Genomic DNA, 19437 nt, shown 5'->3' on the forward strand with positions numbered 1-19437 from the left:
ATGCCGAACCATGAGCCCGTTCATGAGCACCCGTTTCTGAATCAGTTGAATCACGAAGATCTGGTCGCGATTCTCCCTTACGTGGATGAACATGAACATGCCGACGGTTCGCTTCTTCTCGCGCGGGGAGAAGTGAGCGACAGCCTGCACATTATATTATCCGGTACGGTAGAAACACACATCGAGCATGAGAACGATATTAGCTTGGCGAAATTGGGACGGGGGCGATTTTTCGGCGAATGGTCCTGTTTGGCGGGTGAGCCGGTTCATGCCGAATACAGGGCGGACGAGAACCTTCGGACATTATCCGTTTCGCGCCCGGGGATGGTGATCTTGATGGACCGATGTCCTCCTTTTCGTGATCGGATCATCGAGATCATGATGCGACACATTCGCACACGGAATGAACAGATATGGAGCAAGGCCGGGAAAATTCCCACCACCTTGCGGCAGCTGGATGAGACGAGAGAGCTGCGCCTCGGATCGCTTGCAGGCGGAAGCAGGATTATGCAGGGGCTCAGACAACAGATTGATGTTCTCGCTTCCAAAGATGAGCCGGTATGTATCATTGGAGAAAAAGGCGTGGGCAAGTTTCATATCGCATGCGAAATTCATTATCGCTCCGACCGCAGTCTTCACCCTATTCTGAGTGTGGCTGCGGACAGCTACGATGCGCAAGCATGGGAAATGACCGTACGCGCAGCCGCGGGCGGGACGATCATTATCGAGCAGTCGGATCTAATGCCCGCCGATCTGCTCCACCGGCTGATCCGGTCCGCAAACAAGTCGCGAATCATCATGACGGGGCAAACCATGCCGGATGTCATCGCACGGCACATTATGGTCGCGCCGCTCCGGCTTCGATCGGAAGATATCCCCGCGCTTGTATATGCATGGTTGATAAAGTCAGGGATTCCCTCCCCCGAGGAATCGATCTCCGAAGAAGCCCTTCGCATGCTCTCGATGTATCCGTACCCGGACGATAACATCGACGGATTGCATCGGATCTTGAAGAAGGCTCTTGCACGCAGCGGAGGAAAGAGCATTAGCAGCTTGCATTTGCGCTTTGACCGCGTCCGCGAACCGGGAACCAGACCGACCATCGGACTGGCTCTAGGCAGCGGTTCGGTGCGCGGCGCGGCACATGTAGGCATCATGAAAGTTTTGGAGGAAGAGCAGATCCCCATTGATCTGATTGCCGGGTCCAGCGTAGGAGCGTTTATCGGGGCGCTTTATGCGGGAGGTCAACCGATCTCCGCATTCGAGAGAGTGCTGCCGACAGTCCGCTGGCGGCAGCTCCTGGACTTGACCTTGCCGCCGAAAGCTTTCGTCGATAACCGCCGGATGATTCGGTTTCTTGAATCTTATATCGGGCCCGCTCATTTTGAAGATTTGCCGATCCCCTTCGCCGTGACGGCTGCGGACGCCGCAACAGGCGAAGGCTGCATTCTGAATACGGGCCCCGTGTCCGCTGCCGTATGTGCATCAACCGCGATCCCCGGGGTCATGAAACCGGTGAGATACAATCACCGGCTGCTCATTGACGGCGGCGTCGTACATCCGGTGCCGGTACAGCTGGCTAAGTGCATGGGCGCGGATATCGTCATCGCGGCAGATCTCGGTACCTCGTCATACGCCAAGCGAGATCCGAAAAACTTTGTCGTATCGATTCTCAATACATTGGAAATTATGAGCGACAACATTCTTCGGGAAGAGCTGCAACTGGCGGATGTAGTGCTAAATCCGCAACTGAATATTCAAGTGAACACGTTTAAGTCATCTACCGCCTACATCCGGGAAGGGGTCCGGGCGACCCGCGAAATGGTGACGGCAATCAAACGACTCATCCATAGATCGATGGCAGAGCGAGAATAATCCGGGAAGGATCGATAGAAGAGTGCGATCAATTTGGCTGAAGATCATTAACATCGGGATCGACGAAACCACGAACGACCAGGAAGTCATGTATATTCAAGTCTGCAACGGATTGTCAGTCCTTATATCCATATGGATGCTTTCGCTTGTTCCGCTTATATTGCCGTATTGGCCCGACTCGGCGGTGTTTGCGATCAACGGAGTTGTGTTTCCCCTGCTATGGCCGCTGATCTTGCTGATTAATCACAACAAAAAATACATGGCGGCCCGGATTTATCTCACGGCCACTTCCGTCGCGATTATTACGATCAACGTCCTCTCGGTCGGCGGACAGACGGAAAATCAGCTATTTATTACGATGTACATCGCCAGCGCTTTCGTCGTGTATCCCCAAACACGGCATTTTCTCGTGGTCGCGGCAGTCGGATTGATTCACTTTTCCCTGTTGGAATATTGGTTCAGCTTTAACGGGCCGCTGGTTGATGCGGACCCTGCTTATTATGCGCTCATCCGCTATTTGTCCGTGTTTAACATCCCGGTGCTTTTTAGCATTATCGCGCTCTATCATAAAGATCTGCTGATCAAAACCCAAAAACGTTTGCGCGAGCGTACCCAAGCTTTCCGAAATTTGCTGGATCACGCAGGGCAAGGCTTTCTCACCTTCGATCGCCGACTGGTCGTTCAGGAGGAATACAGTAAGGAGTGCTTCCGCTTGTTCGGAAAAGACATCGCCGGCAACAAATTTGTGGAGCTGCTGGCTCCTTGCGATGTTCAAGAAAGGCTGCTGCTTGAGGACATTCTTCATACCGTCTTTGAAGAAGACGATTTGCAGCGCGAGGTTTGTCTAACACTGTTGCCGTCGGAAGCGGAAGTAGAAGGAATACCGGTGAAGCTGCAGTATAAGTGGATCAAGGAGCCGTCCTCCGCATCGCACATGGTCATGGTCGTGATGACGGATATCAGTGAAAAGCGGGACATGGAGCATCACATGGAAGATGAACGAAAAGCAATGCGAATGGTCGCCAAGGTCGTAAAGCTTGATCGCGACTTCAAGGAGCTGCTGTCGGATTACCGGTCGTTCGCACAAACGGGTATTCATGCTTTGATCAACAATGCATCGTCAGCGATGGACAAATGCTCCGAATTGTCCCTGCTCATTCACACGTATAAAGGGAATTTCGCCCAATTCGATTTTGTCCACCTTCCCCGGCGTCTGCATGATATGGAGACACAATTCGAGATCTGGAAGCAGCGGTTGAGCCATACTCCTTCCGAATCGGAGCCGTCAGTCTCTTTTGCCGCATGGCTCGGTCAGCTCGACTTGCTGAATGAGCTGGCGGACGACATGCGTATTTTGAACGGCGTACTGGGAGATCGCTTCAGCGTCGAAGACAACAGGATCATGATCGAATCGGAACGGCTAAGGCGATTGGAGCAGCGGATCATGACACTATATCCCGGACCGGAAAGCGAGTCGTTGGTTGCGGAAATCCGCCAGCTTCAATACTGTCCGTTCGAACAATTACTCGGTATGTATCCCGCTTATGCGGAGCAGCTTGCGAGGCAAACAGGTAAAGAGATTGAACCTTTGGCCATTAAAGGCGGGGATTTCCTGGTGGATCCGGACGTGTATGCGGTCTTCTCTCGCAGCTTGATCCATGTCTTTCACAATATGATCGACCATGGCATCGAAATGCCGGACGAACGTATCGCGCTGGGTAAAGATCCCCGGGGACGTATTGGCTGCCGCATAATCGCAACCGACGAGGGAATTGAGCTCCAGCTGTCCAATGACGGCAAACCCATTGATCCTTCGGTCATCCGAAGCCGTGTGCTGGAGCAAGGCATGTGCACGGCCGAGCAATTTGACGCCATGTCTGCCCATGAGCAGCGGATGCTTATCGTTCGGGAAGGCTTCTCCTCGAAACGAACGGTCACTCCATTATCAGGCCGCGGGATCGGCTTGTCCGCCGTGCACAAGGCGCTGCGGGAACTGAAGGGCACCATGCGCATAGATAGCGATGCGGAACACGGCACAACGTTTACATTCATCCTTCCCCGGGTTCAATCACTGCTGTCTTGATATTGTGTCGGACCCGGGGCAACGGTGCTGCGGTACGCACTTCGCAAACGTTACCACCAGATTTCCGCCCGCGATCGATAAACGCAATGCTTGAATTTCGCTTGCAAGGGGATGAAATAACCGGGATCTTCCGCTATGATCCCGACAGTCCCTTGACGCTCGCGTACCGTACTGACGAAGTCAAACAACAACCCATTACCATCCTCGTGCAGGATCGGTTCCTCGATGATCAACAGGTACTTGGCTTTGCGATAATATAGCAAACCTTGCAAGCAGCTGTGGAGGTAGCGAATATTGCCGTCGGTGATATGCCGGTGAATGCTCAGCTCCGCCAGGTCGTCCTGAATCGAGAGTTCAAACGGGAGTTCGGATAAGGCGGGAACATCCAGCTTCAGCAATTCCCGTCTGGGCACCGGCCGGATCATCTGTTCCTTGAGCTGCTCGGATGGAGCTTCTCCGGCTATCGTCTCCTTGCCGCCGGCTTTCAGCACGGCAGCCAGAACCTCGATAACTTTCTCATCGGTAAAAGGCTTGGTGATGTAATGCTTCGCTCCGAGCCTGATCGCTTCATATACCTTGCTGCGTTGCTCGAGTGAACTGATCATGATAATGATCGCTTTCGGATCTTGTTCACGGATGCGGCGAACCGTTTCGATGCCATCCATTCCGGGGAGCTGAATATCCATAGAGATCAGATCGATTCCGCCTTGTGTGTACGCGGCTATCGCTTCTTGTCCCTCCTCCGCTTCTTTAACAACACGATGTCCGGCCGACTCAAAGATTTCCCTCAAGCTTCTCCGGAAAATGGGTGAATCGTCCACAATCATAATATTTGCCATTTTTCTCTCTCCCTGCGATCTAATGTTTGGACGATTCCATATTAAAGCTTAAACATATCCATTTCATATCGAGATTTCGGATTCCGCATCCATCGAATTGACGATATCGACGAACAACAAAAAAAGCCCATTTTTAGGGCTTTTCCTGTTCGGACCTTGCTCGCCCGAATGTTGCCGGCGTACGGCAGCAGGCGCAACATGATCTATTTGTTGTCCGTTAAACCATTGCCCCTGTACCGTCAATCCAATTCGCGCCACTCCACCATATCGGCTTATTTAAAGTGGTATCATAGTATGAAAAACCTTGCGTAAGATTGGCAGTTGGTCTCATTCCAGTCGTTCCCAAGTTATTCGAACGTGTGAAATCGATTTTTCTTGTATGAGTTAACTGTCCGACAAACTTCGTAGCCTCATCCCACCCATCCAAATTTATGTTAGTAAATTCACAGTTCGTGATTTGAGCAGCTCCGTTTGATGCGTTCGCGGAAATGCATCTTTCTGCAACGTTACCTACTTTATTTTTTGCCAGATCACCTCTGAATCTGCAATTATTCAAATAGTTCGTGCCAGCCATATAAAGATAAATACAAAAGTTTTTTACCGGTTTATTCGGAAACGTAGTTAAAGGATTGAAATGACCTTTTACATCAAAATCAAAATTTGAAACATTGTATAACCTAAGCAAGTTTTCCGATGCATTCTTGACAACGACATTCATATACCCCTCATCTAAATGGTTGGCCATAATGCCGTATCTGCAAGTATCAATTTCAAGAGAGTCGAATTTCAGATTATAAACCGGCTGAGCGTTTCCCGCTATCCCGATATGTACCGCATAGGATTCAACAGTACCTTTGATATAAACACGGTTCATATGAACATTCGTGCATCCTGTAATGACAAGCAATCGCTTTGTAGCAACCACGTCATTTTCAATATGAACGGTTCCAATTTCAATATTTTTAATGTTTTTTCCTTCTCCATATTTTGTCGTAATACCCAAAGCACTCATTGAGCTTGAAAGGACATAGAGATAATTTACATATACATCAGAAACTTGTTCACCCCAATTCGGCTCTATGTCAAACCCTCCGGGCATTGTAATATGGCCAACTCCTATTGATTTAACGACATTAAACGTAATATTTTTCCCTTCGCATATGGATACTGTGTTGCGGCCAAGTGCAACGGGCGTTGTTCCATCCGCTTGAACGGAAACACCTTCAACATAATCAAAATCCAGGTTATATGTACTGGCTCCATTGATGTAAATAACGTCTCCAGACGGATTTTTTCCATAAATTCTGCCGAAACTTGCATTTCTGCAATTGTGTAAATACAGGCAATGCCTATATTCTTGTAAAAATTCAGTATTGTAAACCCCGCCGACAACGCAATTGTTGTTTAAGTGATTGCCATCAAAGTGTATTTCATCGATTACAAAATTAGAGCAGTTATTAAACTGCAACGTTCTAGTTTGAGGATTGGTTGCAGGCAAATTATTAGGTCTTTTTACGACCCCCCTGAATACTAGTCTAAAGTCGGTTTTCCCATCTACAACGATGTTATCTACGATATATGTTTTTCCCAGATCGGTCATTAAAGTCAAATGATGGTTACAAACATACTCCATTGCGTCCCTAAACGCTTGTGTGTCATCGGTTAGACCATCGCCAACGGCACCGAACTCCTTAACGTTAATGTGACCGTACTCCCGAATCGCCTCATCCACGATCCGGCGAATACCATTGGCCTCCCTATTAACGCCGCTTGTCAGGTTCCCATAAACGTCATTTACCACATCGTTTCCCTGACGCGCTAAGCTTACGCTTTTTCCCAATAAGACTCCTGCAACCGCTGCAGTGCCCGCAATGCTTAATAACTTTCTCCTGCTCATCTTCGCGTCAACGGCTTTGCTAACCGCTATTTTGTTTTGATTACCATTGTCCCTCGGCATTTTTCACCGCTCCTTTATTAAATGTCCTATTCTGAAATGAACGCGCTTTCATTAATCATTTTAAAGGAGACCGCCCGCATCGTTCCATTGGTGATCTGGCCCTCCGTCTCGGTGATGAGGTCAAATCGGAAAATACGTATAAAAAAAACCTCCGCGCCGGCGTGCGGAGATCATCGATTCTCTTCCCTATATTTGCCCGGGGGGCATCCCGCCTCCCGCACGAACAGCTTGTTGAAAAAAGCCGGGTCCCCATAGCCGACCATTTCGGCAACGACGTTCACTTTTTCGTCCGTATCCGTCAGCAGGCGCTTCGCTTTTTCCATCCGAATTCGATGAACGTATTCGATTACGCTCGACCCTGTATACTGATTGAACAGCCGGTTCAACTGCCGGACGCTGATATGGAACAGCGCGGATAAATTGGACAGCGAAATTTTCTGGTTATAGTGCCGTTCGACATACCCGCATATGCGACGGACCAGTAATTCGTTCGGCGAGCGACTTTCAGCTTTATTTTTGCGGTCCTTATAGTAACGCGACAGCAATATGAACAGCTCGGTCATTCTCAGCTGAATCATCGTCTGATAGCCCGGTTGTCGACGGTCCAATTCCTGATGAAGCTCCTCCAATATGCCTCTCGTCTTGTCTGCCGCCTCGCCCCGCAAGTTCAGCTTGTGATGAAATCGGGAATGCCCGTTCAGAAAAGGCTGGACATAAAAGAAGTCGAGGGCATCCGAAATTTGCAAGTCGCTCAGCAGCGAATGCGGAATAAAGTCCGGTTCGAAAAGGCAGTTGAAGACAACGATTTGCTGATCTTCCTCGAGCACATAGCCGTGCCTCTCGCCCGGATTGATAATAAATACGTCCCCCGCCCGGATTTCGTAAAAAATATCTTGGAACAAATGCGTGGCCCGACCTTCGGCAACATAGATCAGTTCGACAAACTCATGAGTGTGAATGGCAGGCATATCCCGCACGTCATGGAGGTTTCGCTGAATCCAAAACGGAAAATCGCGCGGATGCGAATACTGTCTCATCAATTTGATTCTCATAACGGCACCCCGATTCACGGTTCTTCTCCCTTCCCCCATTCTATACCGAAGCTAAGACGAAATGTAGAATAATCTGATATTGAGGAACTTCGTGGAACTATCATAACAAAAATTCTTTAACGGCTCCGTGCCGATGACGATTTATCGATGCGTTGAAGAAGCGGATTCGCATATAGAACAAGTTTCACAATCTATCTCGATGCAATTTGCTCAAACTTCATAGCATCTCGTAGCGCGCCAGCCTATACGAATAACCCGCCCCACCCGGGACGGGTTATGAAATGCTTCTTCGTTTCGCGTTTATTTTTGCTGCACCCATTCCTTCATCCACCACTGGCGATCCGGCGCATAGTCGTGACCCTCGGGGTCATTCAGGTCGGGACCGACGAGAATAAACTTGCTCCACCAGAAAATACCGGCGCCGTTCAAGCCGTTCTTGTTCAGTTTCGGGTTCGTTTTCCGATCGATCGCCAACTGATCCCTGGCCATCTTGAGACCTTTGGCTGCGTTGTATATATTTTCAATGGCCGGATCGTGATACACCGTGCCGTCTTCGGCTGTTTTCTTCTCATAAGCGGGCATCGTAGGGTTCAGCATCGTGTCGGGACGGCTGCTGTTCGCGATCGCATGCGCATATCGGATGATCGTCGTTTTCCATAATTGCTGATACGTCTCCGGAGAATTGGTGGGGGAACCCCATCCCAGTTGATCGTACATCATCGGATTGAGCATATTGAAAATGCCGGCCATTTCGCTAACATAAGCATTGGACCATACGGCCGGGTCCGCCGGAGAAGCGATCGAATATATCGCAGTGTCGCTCAAAGCGGTCCGAACGAATTGCGCCGTCGCTTTCAATACAGGATCATTCGGCAAAAACCCTTCGATATCGAGCTGGACTCCATCCGCTTTATACAGCTTCCCGCCAAACTCGACGCCTTGATTGACCAACAAGTCGGCAACGGCTCTCAAATTGTTGTTGTATACGGAAGTCCCAAAGCTCGGGTTGCTTACTCTTTGGCCGTTTTGCCAAAAATACCGTTTGCCATAGTTCACCGTCGCGATAATTTTTTGGGCCGGATCCGTTTCTCTCGATATTTTCATCCAGCGACCCAGTTCCGAGTAGCCGTCTTCAGGCAGAGTACCGTTGAACTCGTCTTCGCTCGCGACCAATATCCCGATGTCCGCCAGTTGATATTTGATTTTGTATTTTTGCAACTCCAGTACGCGTTCTCTCATCTGTTGGTCCGTCAGTGGCTCTGCTCCGCTGAACCAATAAGAATTCAAATAAGCCGTATTGTTCACTTGAAACGCCTTGCCGGCGCCGTCACCTCCCGTACCGATCCCCGCCTCATTCCATTTTGCCGCATAGGTGATCTCTTCCGTCTGCTTCCATGTTATTTCTTCCGATCGTTTCACCGTCCATTCCACTGACCCGCTCGTGTTATTCGCATCTATGATCATTGGCACGTTCGTTTCTTCCATTCCATATGCGGGAAGCGTAAACAACGAAGACAACATGACAGCCAACATTAGCAACTTTGCCGCTTTCCGTTTGATCATCGCTTATCCTCTCCCTGATGCCAGAATCTTGATGTTGAAGCTTTGATAAGATGGACCTCCTTTCGCTTCCATCTTATAGCGCTTTCAAGGAAAGTATTAGCATCCTGATCAACGAAATATTATACTTTTCACCGATTGTTTTAAAATGGGTGCCAACGCGTCCACTAAAGCGGAAAGGCCTTTTCCCGAATGGAAGCGAAATCGAGTTCATCCGCCCTTGAATTTGGGAATGACGATCCGGACGGCGGTACCGATGCCCCGTCTACTGCAAATCGAAACGCCGTATTGGTGCCCGAACTGCAGCTTGATGCGTTCGTCGACGTTTCGGATGCCGTAGCCGACCTTGATGCCGTTAGGGTCGAAAATGTCGGAGATCTTACCCGGCGGCATGCCGATGCCGTCATCGATGATCTGGAAGACAATCGAATCGTCCTGTGAATACCCCCAAACTTTCAAATGGATGCGGTCTTCGCCATACCACGAATGTTCCAGCACGTTCTCGATGAACGGCTGCAATATGAGCTTGATCGTATCGAACTCCAAAATATTCTCATCGATGCGGCAGCTGAAGTCGAGCCGGTCTTTGTGCTTGATTTTCTGGATGTCGATATAGGCTTTCGCCTGCTGCCATTCGTTGTCTATGGAGATGATTATACGTCCTTCGTTCAAAGTCAGCCGGTAAAATTTGGCCAGCGCCATCACCATTTCGTGCAGCTTGCCGATCTCCCCGAACTTCGCCAGCCGGCTTATCGAGGACAGCGTGTTGTACAAAAAATGCGGGTTGATCTGCGCCTGCAGCGCGGCGAGCTCGGCCTCCCTTTTTTGCAGATTGGAGACGTACACTTCACGGATCAGCTTGTCGGTGTTGTGCCCCATCTCGTTCAATGCCCGGAAAATGTGGGCGAATTCGTCGTTTCCGGAGTAAGTCGTCCGCCTCTGGAAATCGCCCTCTCGGAACGCGTTCAGCACCGACACGATTTTCGTTACCCGCCGCGAAAAATACCGCGACACCACCATGCTGAGCAGTGCCAAAAATAAAAAGCTGACAACGCAGACGGACAGCGTTAAGTTGCGTACTTTGAGCGCGCTTTTCTCGATCATGCGATTCGGGATGTACGCGACGATGCTCCATCCGATTCCCGGAACCGGTTCTTCGACGCTGAAATAACCGTTCGCCGCCATCGTGTCTCCTTGCAGCTGAATCTGGACGGACGATGTGCCGGAATCGTGCATCAGCTCGCGTTTTTCGTTGAATACGGCAATGTAGCTCGCCTCCCCGATTTTTTGCGCATCGATCGTTTTGAACAGGTCGCCGATTCTCATCGTAATGCGCATGAATCCGAGCTGGTCGAGACGCATTTCGTCGTTCAGCCTGCGAAGAAGAGAAATATTGTGAAACCGGGCGTCCGTCTCGATCTGTCTCCAATACAGGCTCGCGTCGAGCTTTGCCGCAACGTCCGGAAGCTCCATGTACCAGGGGCGATCCGCGATCCGGTCGAGATGATACATCTCGAACTGGCCTGCCTTGAAGCGAAGCGGATTGACGTCGAAATCTTGGGAGTAGTAGATTTCCGGAAGAGTATCGTTGGCGACATATACCGAAAGCCAAATCGGGGTTCCGGTCGATTTCATCGTGCCGAGCAGCTTAGGCTTCAAATAATTCGTCGTCGCCTCATAGCTGTACCAGCCTTCCTCATAGCTGCGCAAATATTGCTGAAACTTCTGGTCGTAATACAGCAGCTCGGATACGCGCTTCAAATCTTCCAGCGTATATGCGACGTTATCCTTCATCTGCCGCAGCGTCCCTTGAATGTTGGAGGCGATCTGCTCCCGGACCGAGTTTAGAGTCGACGTATAGGCGTAGTAACCGATCAGAACGACCGGGATTAACACGAAAACAAGGAAGGAGAATACAAGCTTCTGGCCGAACGTAACCGATTTTCTTCCCACCCATTCCACCCCGTCCGGTGAATTCCGGTTGAAAGTCCCGCGTATGCACCGCCCTAGCACTGTTTGCGGTAATCCCCCGGCGTCATGCCGGTCACCTCCTTGAAGTGCCGGCTGAAATACGGCAAGCTTTTGTAGCCGACCTGTTCCGCAACCTCGTAAATTTTGATTTTCGGGTCCTGCAGCAGCTTCTTCGCCTTTTCCAGCCGCTGGGCGATGACGTAATCGCTGAAATTGATCCCGGTTTCTTCTTTGAACAAATGCCCCAAATAGTTCGGAGCGAACGAAAATAGGTTCGCCGCATCGCGGAGCGTTATGTTCTTATCGAGATGATCTGCGACGTAGCGCTGGATTTCTTCGATTAGCCTGCGGTTCTTTTTGATTTTTTTGCGGTGCAGCTGCTCGGAAATTTCGAACACTTTGCGGCGCAGCCAGGACTGCATATCGTGGGCCGTTTCAAAATAAAATAGAAGCTCCAGATTCTGGAACTCCAAGCCGGTAAGCTTGTAAAAGTTTTCGTTGAACGAGTGCAAGTAGTGATCGAGTTTGGCAATCGTATGCAAAACGAAATGGTAAATCGACAGTTTCGTCTTGAAGCTTTTGGCCAGCACGAACAGGTCCTCGATACTATCGTCCAGAATCACGAGCTGGTATTGCGCCATGGACGAAAAAAGCGACTGCAATATATCGTCGAGCTCCTTGGCTTCCCTGACGATGTCCGGCTTGCGGTCGGCCGACCCGATCAACCGGCCTTTGCCGTAAAACATTTTGTACGTTAAAGCCTCCACCGCTTGAAGGTACGAACGGCGAATATCGTCCATGCCGCTTGCAGCCTCCCCGAGTCCCGCCGTCACGGAAAGCCCCGTATCTTGTTTTGCTTCCGCAATTACGGCTTCAAGCATCGGCACGGGATCCGGTTCGACGAGGAATACCGCGATGCGGTGATCGGCAGTCGTACAGCAGTATTCGATACCGCTGGAGCCGATTTTGCCTAGCAGCGAGTTGAACCACTGGCGCAATACGTCGTCCCGTTCTTCTTCCGGGTAAGGGTTCAAAGTCCAGGCGAGATCGTCGAATTCGAAGACGGCGACGACCGCGGGAAACGGTATCCGGTCGAGCCCAACCTGCTCCATAAGCGGGAGCGCCGATTCCGCCTCCGCCGTGCCCTCGAGCCACTGGCTCATCAGCTCGTTTTTGACGTACGGCTCGGCCTGTTTAAACGTGCGTTCCAAGTCTGTGCGGAGCCGTTCCTCGAGCAAATTGTCCCTCACCGTCCGCAGCGCCTGCATCATTTCGTCGTCGTCGACCGGTTTCAACACGTAGCTGCAGGCGTTCATCGCGATCGCCTGTTTCGCGTACTGGAAATCGGCATGGCCGCTGACGAAGACGATTTTCAGCTTCGGCCAGCGCTCCAGCGCTTTGCGGGCAAGCTCCAGTCCGGACATGTTCGGCATTTTGATATCGGTCACGAGAACGTCGATCGGTTCCCTGCCCAGCACTTCGAGCGCCGCAAATCCGCTGTACACGGCAGCCGCGACTTCCATCTCCACTTGTTCCCATGGGACGAACTGGCGAAGTCCTTCCAGATCGAGCTGCTCGTCGTCGGCCAACAGCACCCTGTACATACTCGTCGTTCCTCCCCGGACCGTATTTCGAGTCTCATTTCCCGCCATGCTGTTTCATGTATACGCCCCACTTGATTCCCTTACTACTTCGCACATGTTCTTTATAAAGTACAATATAATCCTTATGCACCAGGACTAACAATCAGTCTTCCCTCCACGAGTTTAAGCGTAATGAAGTTTCTCGTCAAGAATCGCGAGCCTTATAAAACTGTAAAACGGTGCCGGTTTGATCTTTATAACGAACAAATCATCCATATTCTACATCTTTTGCCCCCCATGGACATGCGAATAGAACGTATGCCTGTATGGGCATGCATACGTTCTCCCGCTTTCGGCTCCCGCCGACGTCTACTTCGCGCCGATTTTTTTCAAGTTGGCTTGCCATCTGTCGGTTTTGAATTTCAGCAATTTATCGTAGCCCGCCTGGTTCGCGTCCTTCCCTGCCTTCTCCAGTATGCCGCTAACTTCTTCATCGGTTTTCGCGTACAGGATCTTCGCTCTCGCTTCCGTATAAATATCGCCGATCCGCTGGGCGATAATCCCTTCCTCGGAATCGGGCGCGGGCTCCAGATTGATGAATTCCGTCACGTTGAACGAGGATTTACGGGTGACGGATTGCGCCCCCGCTGCCCAATCATCCTTGCCTGGAGGAAATTGCTTCATTACCCGATCGTTGATTTCGCCAAGGAAGGTGGAATTGCCGGCCCATGTGAACGTATCCCATATCCCGAGCAGCCTCGCAATTTCCGTAGACTGATCGAAATATGCCTTCCCCAGCTTCGGGGCGCCCAGATCGTCCGTTCCTTGCCAGTAGGTTCCTTCCGGTCCGAAATTGATGACGCGCTGCCCTTCTTCTGAGGTCAGCCAATCCAAGTAAGCGAATATGCCCTCCGGATTTTTGGCGCTCGTCGTGATGAGGTTCACGTTCCAGCCGAGCACATCGTATTGGGTCGGCCATACTTTGTTTTCGTTCACGTCTTTCTTATGCAGCGGCCGAAGGATCGCATAGCCGGCCTCGGGATCTTTTCCCTGCAGCGCGACGGTTCCCCGTTTGCCCAGATCGGTTACGTTGAACGCCGCCGCAACGGCCACTCTGCCGGTCGTAACCTTTTCCCTAACCTGGTCCAGCGTTTGCGTCAGCGCATCTTGCGTCATCAGCTTTTCGCGGTACAGCCTGCTTGCGAATTGCATCGTTTCTTTATAGACCGGATCGGCGAATACCGATGTCAATTTGTCCCCCTGCGGGACGGCGAGCTGAGATACGAATTGGGTCGGATGGTCGTTCGCGAAGCCGGAGTACAGGACGTCGATCCCTTGCGCGGCAATCGTTACCTCGAACGGAATGACATTCGGGTATTTGTCCTTCACCTGTTTCAAAAAGGCGTACAAGTCGTCGAACGTTTCCAAAGCAGGCGAGCCGAGCTCCTTGTGAATCTTTTTGTTGACGATATAGCCGCCGTTACCGGTCGGAAGCTTCGTATACCAGTTCGGGAACTGATACAGCTTTCCATCCTCGGATTTCAGCATGCTGATCGCCGCCGGCGACGCCCATTTTTTCAAGTTCGGATACTTATCCAAATACGGGTCGAGAGGGACGAGCTTTCCCGCCTTGCGCAGCCTTTCCACGTCGGCCCCCCGCTCGGTGAAGATGACGTCGGGCAGCTCGCCGGAGGCGATCATCGTATTGAATTTTTGCGCGGCGGCCCCGCCGGACGGAATATTGTTGACGATTACTTTTTTGTTCTCCTTGATCCATTTGCTCGCGATGTCTTCTCCCCAAGGCTGCATCGTATACCAGTCGTAGCTTCCGTAAAAGCTGAACGCGAGCGGAGTTTCGCCAAGTGTGAATTTGCCCTCCGAAACGTTCGGCTGATTCGGCTTCTCGACTTCCCCGTCCATTCCTTTCTCGCAGCCGGCTATTGTGATCACCATACCGAACGTTATAACCAGCATGACGGACCAACCGTTCCGAAACTTCATGCCATCTCCCCCATTTCCTAAAAATGGATAGTAAAGCTACTCTTTCAACGATCCGACCAGAACCCCTTTTACGAAATACTTTTGCAGGAACGGATATACGAGTATGACCGGAAGGGTAGCCACCATCATCGTCGCCATTGTCAGCGACTTAGTCGTGACGCTCATCATCCGGGTCATATGCTCCTGGGCCGCGGAATTGGCCTGCATCAGCTGATCCGACATAATGTTCGAGTTCATGATTTGCTGCAAAACCGTCTGGATCGGCAGCAGATCCGTATTCGATATAAAAATGCTTGCGGTAAACCAGTCGTTCCAGTGATATACCGCCGTAAACAGCGACAGCGTGGCCATGACCGGGCCGGATATCGGCACTACGATTTTAAAGAAAATGCCGAGATGGTTGCAGCCGTCGATCTTCGCCGACTCCTCCAGCCCGGCTGGCAGCCCCATGAAGAACGTGCGGAACACGATCATGTTCCAGACGCTGATGATGGACGGAATCACTAGCACCCAGAAGCTGTTCATCATGCCGAGCTCCCGGTTGAGCAGGAAAAACGGGATCAGTCCGCCGCTGAAATACAAGGTGACGATGCAAAAAATCATATATCCCTTCTTGCCGATCAGCCCTCGGACCGACATTCCGTAACCGAACAACGCCGTAAAAAAGATCGAAAGGGCCGTGCCGATTACCGTTCTCGTCACCGAGACGACGAACGAATTCAATAGCCGTTTATCCTGTAACACGATTGCATAATTTTCCAGCGTAAACTGCCTCGGCCATACCGTAAGGCCGCCCAATGCGGTATCCGCGCCCGTGTTGAACGAAATGACGATCGAATTCCAGAACGGATACAGAGATGCGATTCCGAATACGGTCAGCAGCGCGTAGATCGAGGCTTGCAGCATTTTATCTCCCGGACTGAGCTTCACGTTTTGTTCACCCTCGCATTCGCTACTACCATAAGCTTGTGCCGAACTTTCTGGCGATCGCGTTGGCGATCGTGAGCAAGCCCACGCTGATTACCGCCTTGAACAAGCCGACCGCCGTCGCATACGAATACCGGGAGCTGAGTATGCCGACACGGTAAACGTACGTATCGATGACGTCGGATACGTCTCTCAGCACCGGGTTGCGGGCGAGCAGCAAAATATCCTCGAATCCCGCGTTCAAAATGTTTCCTATCGCCAAAATCAGAAAGATGATAATGACGGGCGCGATGCATGGAACCGTAATCATAACGATTTGCTTCCAGCGTCCGGCTCCATCGATCGCCGCCGCTTCGTACAAATGGGGATCCACCCCGGCAATCGCCGCCAAATATACGATCGTGGCGAAGCCGACTTCTTTCCAAACCCCGGTCGTAATGAGAATCGCCCAGAAATAGTCGGGAATGGACAGGAAGTTGACCGGCTCGCCGATTAGACGAAGCTTCTGCAGCAATATATTCACGCTGCCGTTATCCACCGACAGCATAGAGATGACGAGTCCCGAGACGATGACCCACGAAAGGAAGTGCGGCAAATAGCTGATCGTCTGCACGAGCCGTTTGAAGAAGAGGTGTCTTACCTCGTTCAGCATTAGCGCCAGTACGATCGGCGCCGGAAAGCCGATCAGGAGCTTCAGCAGGCTGATTACGATCGTATTGCGCATGATGCTCCAAAATTCGGGCGCTTCGAAAAACATGCGAAAATGTTTAAGCCCCGCCCACGGGCTTCCGATAAATCCTTTGAAAATGTCGTAATCCTGGAAAGCCATCAAAACGCCGTACATCGGGATGTACATGAACACAAAAATAAAGAGCAATGCCGGAATGACCATGATCTGGGCATCCCACTGCATCGCGATCCTTTTCCATAACGGCTTCCCGTGCTCTTTCCGCACCTTTCCTTTTGCAATCGCTTCCGTTTCCAACTCATCACCTTCTACTTGTCGATCTTGCCCCGAGGCTTACTATCATGATATAGGACCGGTATTCATCTATCTACGTGACCGATCAACGAAAAATGTTACTTTGCAAAGGAATTCGTCAGCCCCGCAAAGTGGTGCCCTGCTTCGAAGTGCTATTGGCCGCCAAAACCAAAAACCCGCCAAGATCTCGGAGATCTTGGCGGGCCGGAATGTAAGGACAATAGGGTCGTTATTACGAAAGTGGATTTGAAGCATTACTTCAAGTATCTTCCCGTGATCGACTGTTCCGCATGGATAATCTGCGCCGGAGAGCCCTCGAACACCACCTGGCCGCCCTTGCTGCCCCCGTCCGGTCCCATATCGATGATCCAATCCGCTTGGCTGATCACATCGAGGTTGTGCTCGATGACGATCACCGTATTGCCGGCATCCACGAGGCGGTTCATGATCTCCAGAAGGTGACCGATATCCGACATGTGCAGACCGGTCGTCGGTTCGTCCATCACGTAGATGCTGCCCTTCTTATGCAGCTCGCTTGCCAGCTTGATTCGCTGGCATTCCCCGCCCGAGAGCGTGCTGAGCGGCTGGCCGAGTGTAATATAGTTCAGCCCTACGTCACTCATCGCCTGGAGCTTGCGCACAACTTCCTTCAGCTGAAAAAATTCCAAAGCCTGCTCCACAGTCATCTCCAGCACTTCCGCAATGGACTTGCCGTTGAGCTTGTACTCGAGCACCTCTTCCTTGAACCTTTTACCACCGCATACTTCGCATGGCAGCTTCACGCTGTCGAGGAATGCAAGGTCTGTATACACAACCCCCAGCCCTTGGCAGTTCTCGCAAGCCCCCTTGGAGTTGAAGCTGAACAAGCCTTGGTTGACCTTGTTCGCGGATGCAAACGCCTTGCGCACATCGTCCATAATCCCCGTGTAGGTCGCGGGATTCGAGCGTGTTGATACGCCTACCGCCGATTGGTCGATGACGATCGCATCCGGATGCCGGCTAAGGAATACTTCGTTAATCAGCGTACTTTTGCCCGAGCCTGCGACACCCGTTACTACTGTCAGCACTCCGGTTGGAATATCTATACTCACATTCCGCAGGTTGTGCAGGCTGGCATCCTTGATAGACAGCTTGCCGGACGGCTGCCTGCAATCGTGCTTCAGCTGGAGCGGCCGCTTCATATGGGTACCCGTGAGCGTGCCTGCCTCCAGCAAGCCTTGGAAGCTTCCTTCGTACACGATATTACCGCCGCGACTGCCGGCGTAAGGCCCGACGTCGACGATATGATCCGCCATCTTGATCACATCGGGATCATGCTCGACGACAATGACGGTATTGCCCTTGTCGCGCAGCTTCTGAAGCAATTCATTCAACCGATGTACATCGCGGGGGTGCAAGCCGACGCTGGGCTCGTCGAAGATGTAAGTGACATCCACCAGACTGCCGCTCAGGTGCTTCACCATCTTGACGCGCTGCGACTCGCCGCCGGACAAGGTATCTGTTTCGCGGTTCAGCGTCAAGTAATCAAGTCCGATATCCACCAGATGCTGCAGCCTCTCCGCCAGAGACTTCACGACCGGCGCGGCGACCGGATCGTCAATCTCCCGAATGACGCGGATAAGCTGTCCGACCTCCATGGAGGACAGCTCTGCGATGTTGCGTCCATTGATCCTGCAGCCGAGCGCGGCCTGACTGAGTCTCGCGCCGCGGCAGCTGGAGCAAGGACCCTCGGAAATGTATGGCGCCACGGCTTGTTGCGTGCGTTCGGACTTCGTCTTCACATCCTGTTTGATGTACTTGTTGGTAAACTTCTCGATGATGCCTTCCACTGTAATATTCATTGCCTTCCCGGCGAAATCCATCTCCACTTTCCTCGCCTTGGCGTACAGCAGCTGCTCCAGTTCCTCATCCGAATAATCGCTCAGCTTCTTGTCGGGATCGAAGGATCCCGACTGCACGGCCATATTCCATTCCCAACTGCTCACCGTATAGCCCGGCAGCAAGATGGCCCCTTCGTTCAACGACTTTGACATGTCCACTGCCTTGCTCATGTCGACGCCTAGCCTGCGACCGATCCCGTTGCACTCGGGACACATGCCTTGCGGATCGTTAAACGAGAACATGTGCGCTTGTCCAACATAGGGCTGGCCCACGCGGGAGAAGAGTAGACGAAGAATGGGAGAAATATCGGTAATCGTGCCCATAGTGGAATGGGAACCGCCGCCCAGCCGCTTCTGATCCACAATAACAGCCATGCTCAGGTTCTCGATCGCGTCCGTATCCGGCTGCGGAACGCGGGGCAGGAAATTGCGAACGAACATGCTGAAATTCTCATTAAGCAGTCGAGTGGATTCCGAGGCGATCGTATCGAAGACGATCGACGACTTGCCGGATCCGGATACCCCGGTGAAGATCGTGATCTTCCGCTTTGGAATGCGCAAGGATACGTTCTTGAGATTGTTTTCCCTCGCACCGGAAATTACGATATACTCCTGATTAGATTCGCTCATGATCAACTTCCTTCCGATAATGTTAATTTCTTCTTATTATTCACATTGTACCATTTGTCCGAAGTAGATATAAACCGGTTGTAAACTTAATGCTTAG

12 protein-coding genes are annotated in these 19437 nt (G+C 51.4%); 2 read left to right on the forward strand and 10 right to left on the reverse strand.

The features are described 5' to 3' along the window. Window positions 1-1875, forward strand: coding sequence for a patatin-like phospholipase family protein (locus tag FE783_RS16615; protein ID WP_138880503.1), 1875 nt, complete (start codon window positions 1-3; stop codon window positions 1873-1875). 22 nt (window positions 1876-1897) lie between these two features. Further along, a complete protein-coding gene (locus FE783_RS16620) occupies window positions 1898-3958 on the forward strand; it encodes an ATP-binding protein (RefSeq protein WP_138880504.1) in 2061 nt (686 codons plus the stop codon). Between the two features lie 50 nt (window positions 3959-4008). On the opposite strand, the gene FE783_RS16625 is transcribed toward FE783_RS16620, so the two are convergent. From FE783_RS16625 to FE783_RS16670, 10 genes are all read right to left on the reverse strand, one after another. Beyond that, window positions 4009-4797, reverse strand: coding sequence for a response regulator (locus tag FE783_RS16625; RefSeq protein ID WP_138880505.1), 789 nt, complete (start codon window positions 4795-4797; stop codon window positions 4009-4011). 217 nt (window positions 4798-5014) lie between these two features. Further along, entirely contained in the window at window positions 5015-6754 is a 1740-nt protein-coding gene (locus tag FE783_RS16630) for a polysaccharide lyase domain-containing protein (RefSeq protein ID WP_138880506.1), read from the reverse strand. A 170-nt stretch (window positions 6755-6924) separates the two neighbouring features. After that, entirely contained in the window at window positions 6925-7806 is an 882-nt protein-coding gene (locus FE783_RS16635) for an AraC family transcriptional regulator (protein ID WP_158301853.1), read from the reverse strand. 300 nt (window positions 7807-8106) lie between these two features. Beyond that, window positions 8107-9369, reverse strand: a complete 1263-nt coding sequence (locus FE783_RS16640) for a glycoside hydrolase family 18 protein (RefSeq protein WP_138880508.1) — start codon at window positions 9367-9369, stop codon at window positions 8107-8109. A gap of 207 nt (window positions 9370-9576) precedes the next feature. Beyond that, window positions 9577-11319, reverse strand: a complete 1743-nt coding sequence (locus FE783_RS16645; RefSeq protein ID WP_238403109.1) for a sensor histidine kinase — start codon at window positions 11317-11319, stop codon at window positions 9577-9579. A 53-nt stretch (window positions 11320-11372) separates the two neighbouring features. Next, a complete protein-coding gene (locus FE783_RS16650) occupies window positions 11373-12941 on the reverse strand; it encodes a response regulator (RefSeq protein ID WP_158301854.1) in 1569 nt (522 codons plus the stop codon). A 348-nt stretch (window positions 12942-13289) separates the two neighbouring features. Then, on the reverse strand, window positions 13290-14921 hold the full coding sequence (locus tag FE783_RS16655; RefSeq protein ID WP_138880511.1) for an extracellular solute-binding protein: 1632 nt from the start codon (window positions 14919-14921) through the stop codon (window positions 13290-13292). Window positions 14922-14957: 36 nt separating this feature from the next. Then, a complete protein-coding gene (locus FE783_RS16660) occupies window positions 14958-15827 on the reverse strand; it encodes a carbohydrate ABC transporter permease (RefSeq protein ID WP_138880621.1) in 870 nt (289 codons plus the stop codon). A gap of 49 nt (window positions 15828-15876) precedes the next feature. Then, complete coding sequence (locus FE783_RS16665) at window positions 15877-16761, reverse strand: ABC transporter permease (RefSeq protein ID WP_238403115.1); 885 nt, start codon at window positions 16759-16761, stop codon at window positions 15877-15879. A gap of 323 nt (window positions 16762-17084) precedes the next feature. Next, on the reverse strand, window positions 17085-19340 hold the full coding sequence (locus FE783_RS16670) for an ATP-binding cassette domain-containing protein (protein ID WP_138880512.1): 2256 nt from the start codon (window positions 19338-19340) through the stop codon (window positions 17085-17087). Window positions 19341-19437 lie beyond the last annotated feature (97 nt).

Source organism: Paenibacillus mesophilus (assembly GCF_005938385.1).
Taxonomy (GTDB): Bacteria; Bacillota; Bacilli; order Paenibacillales; family NBRC-103111; genus Paenibacillus_AB; species Paenibacillus_AB mesophilus.

Bases quoted from the DNA above. Each gene is read 5' to 3' on its own strand.
- FE783_RS16615 (WP_138880503.1), top strand. From the start codon at position 1: ATGCCGAACCATGAGCCCGTTCATGAGCACCCGTTTCTGAATCAGTTG.
- FE783_RS16625 (WP_138880505.1), bottom strand. From the start codon at position 4,797: ATGGCAAATATTATGATTGTGGACGATTCACCCATTTTCCGGAGAAGC.
- FE783_RS16630 (WP_138880506.1), bottom strand. From the start codon at position 6,754: ATGCCGAGGGACAATGGTAATCAAAACAAAATAGCGGTTAGCAAAGCC.
- FE783_RS16635 (WP_158301853.1), bottom strand. From the start codon at position 7,806: ATGAGAATCAAATTGATGAGACAGTATTCGCATCCGCGCGATTTTCCG.
- FE783_RS16640 (WP_138880508.1), bottom strand. From the start codon at position 9,369: ATGATCAAACGGAAAGCGGCAAAGTTGCTAATGTTGGCTGTCATGTTG.
- FE783_RS16650 (WP_158301854.1), bottom strand. From the start codon at position 12,941: ATGTACAGGGTGCTGTTGGCCGACGACGAGCAGCTCGATCTGGAAGGA.
- FE783_RS16655 (WP_138880511.1), bottom strand. From the start codon at position 14,921: ATGAAGTTTCGGAACGGTTGGTCCGTCATGCTGGTTATAACGTTCGGT.
- FE783_RS16660 (WP_138880621.1), bottom strand. From the start codon at position 15,827: ATGCTGCAAGCCTCGATCTACGCGCTGCTGACCGTATTCGGAATCGCA.
- FE783_RS16665 (WP_238403115.1), bottom strand. From the start codon at position 16,761: ATGCAGTGGGATGCCCAGATCATGGTCATTCCGGCATTGCTCTTTATT.
- FE783_RS16670 (WP_138880512.1), bottom strand. From the start codon at position 19,340: ATGAGCGAATCTAATCAGGAGTATATCGTAATTTCCGGTGCGAGGGAA.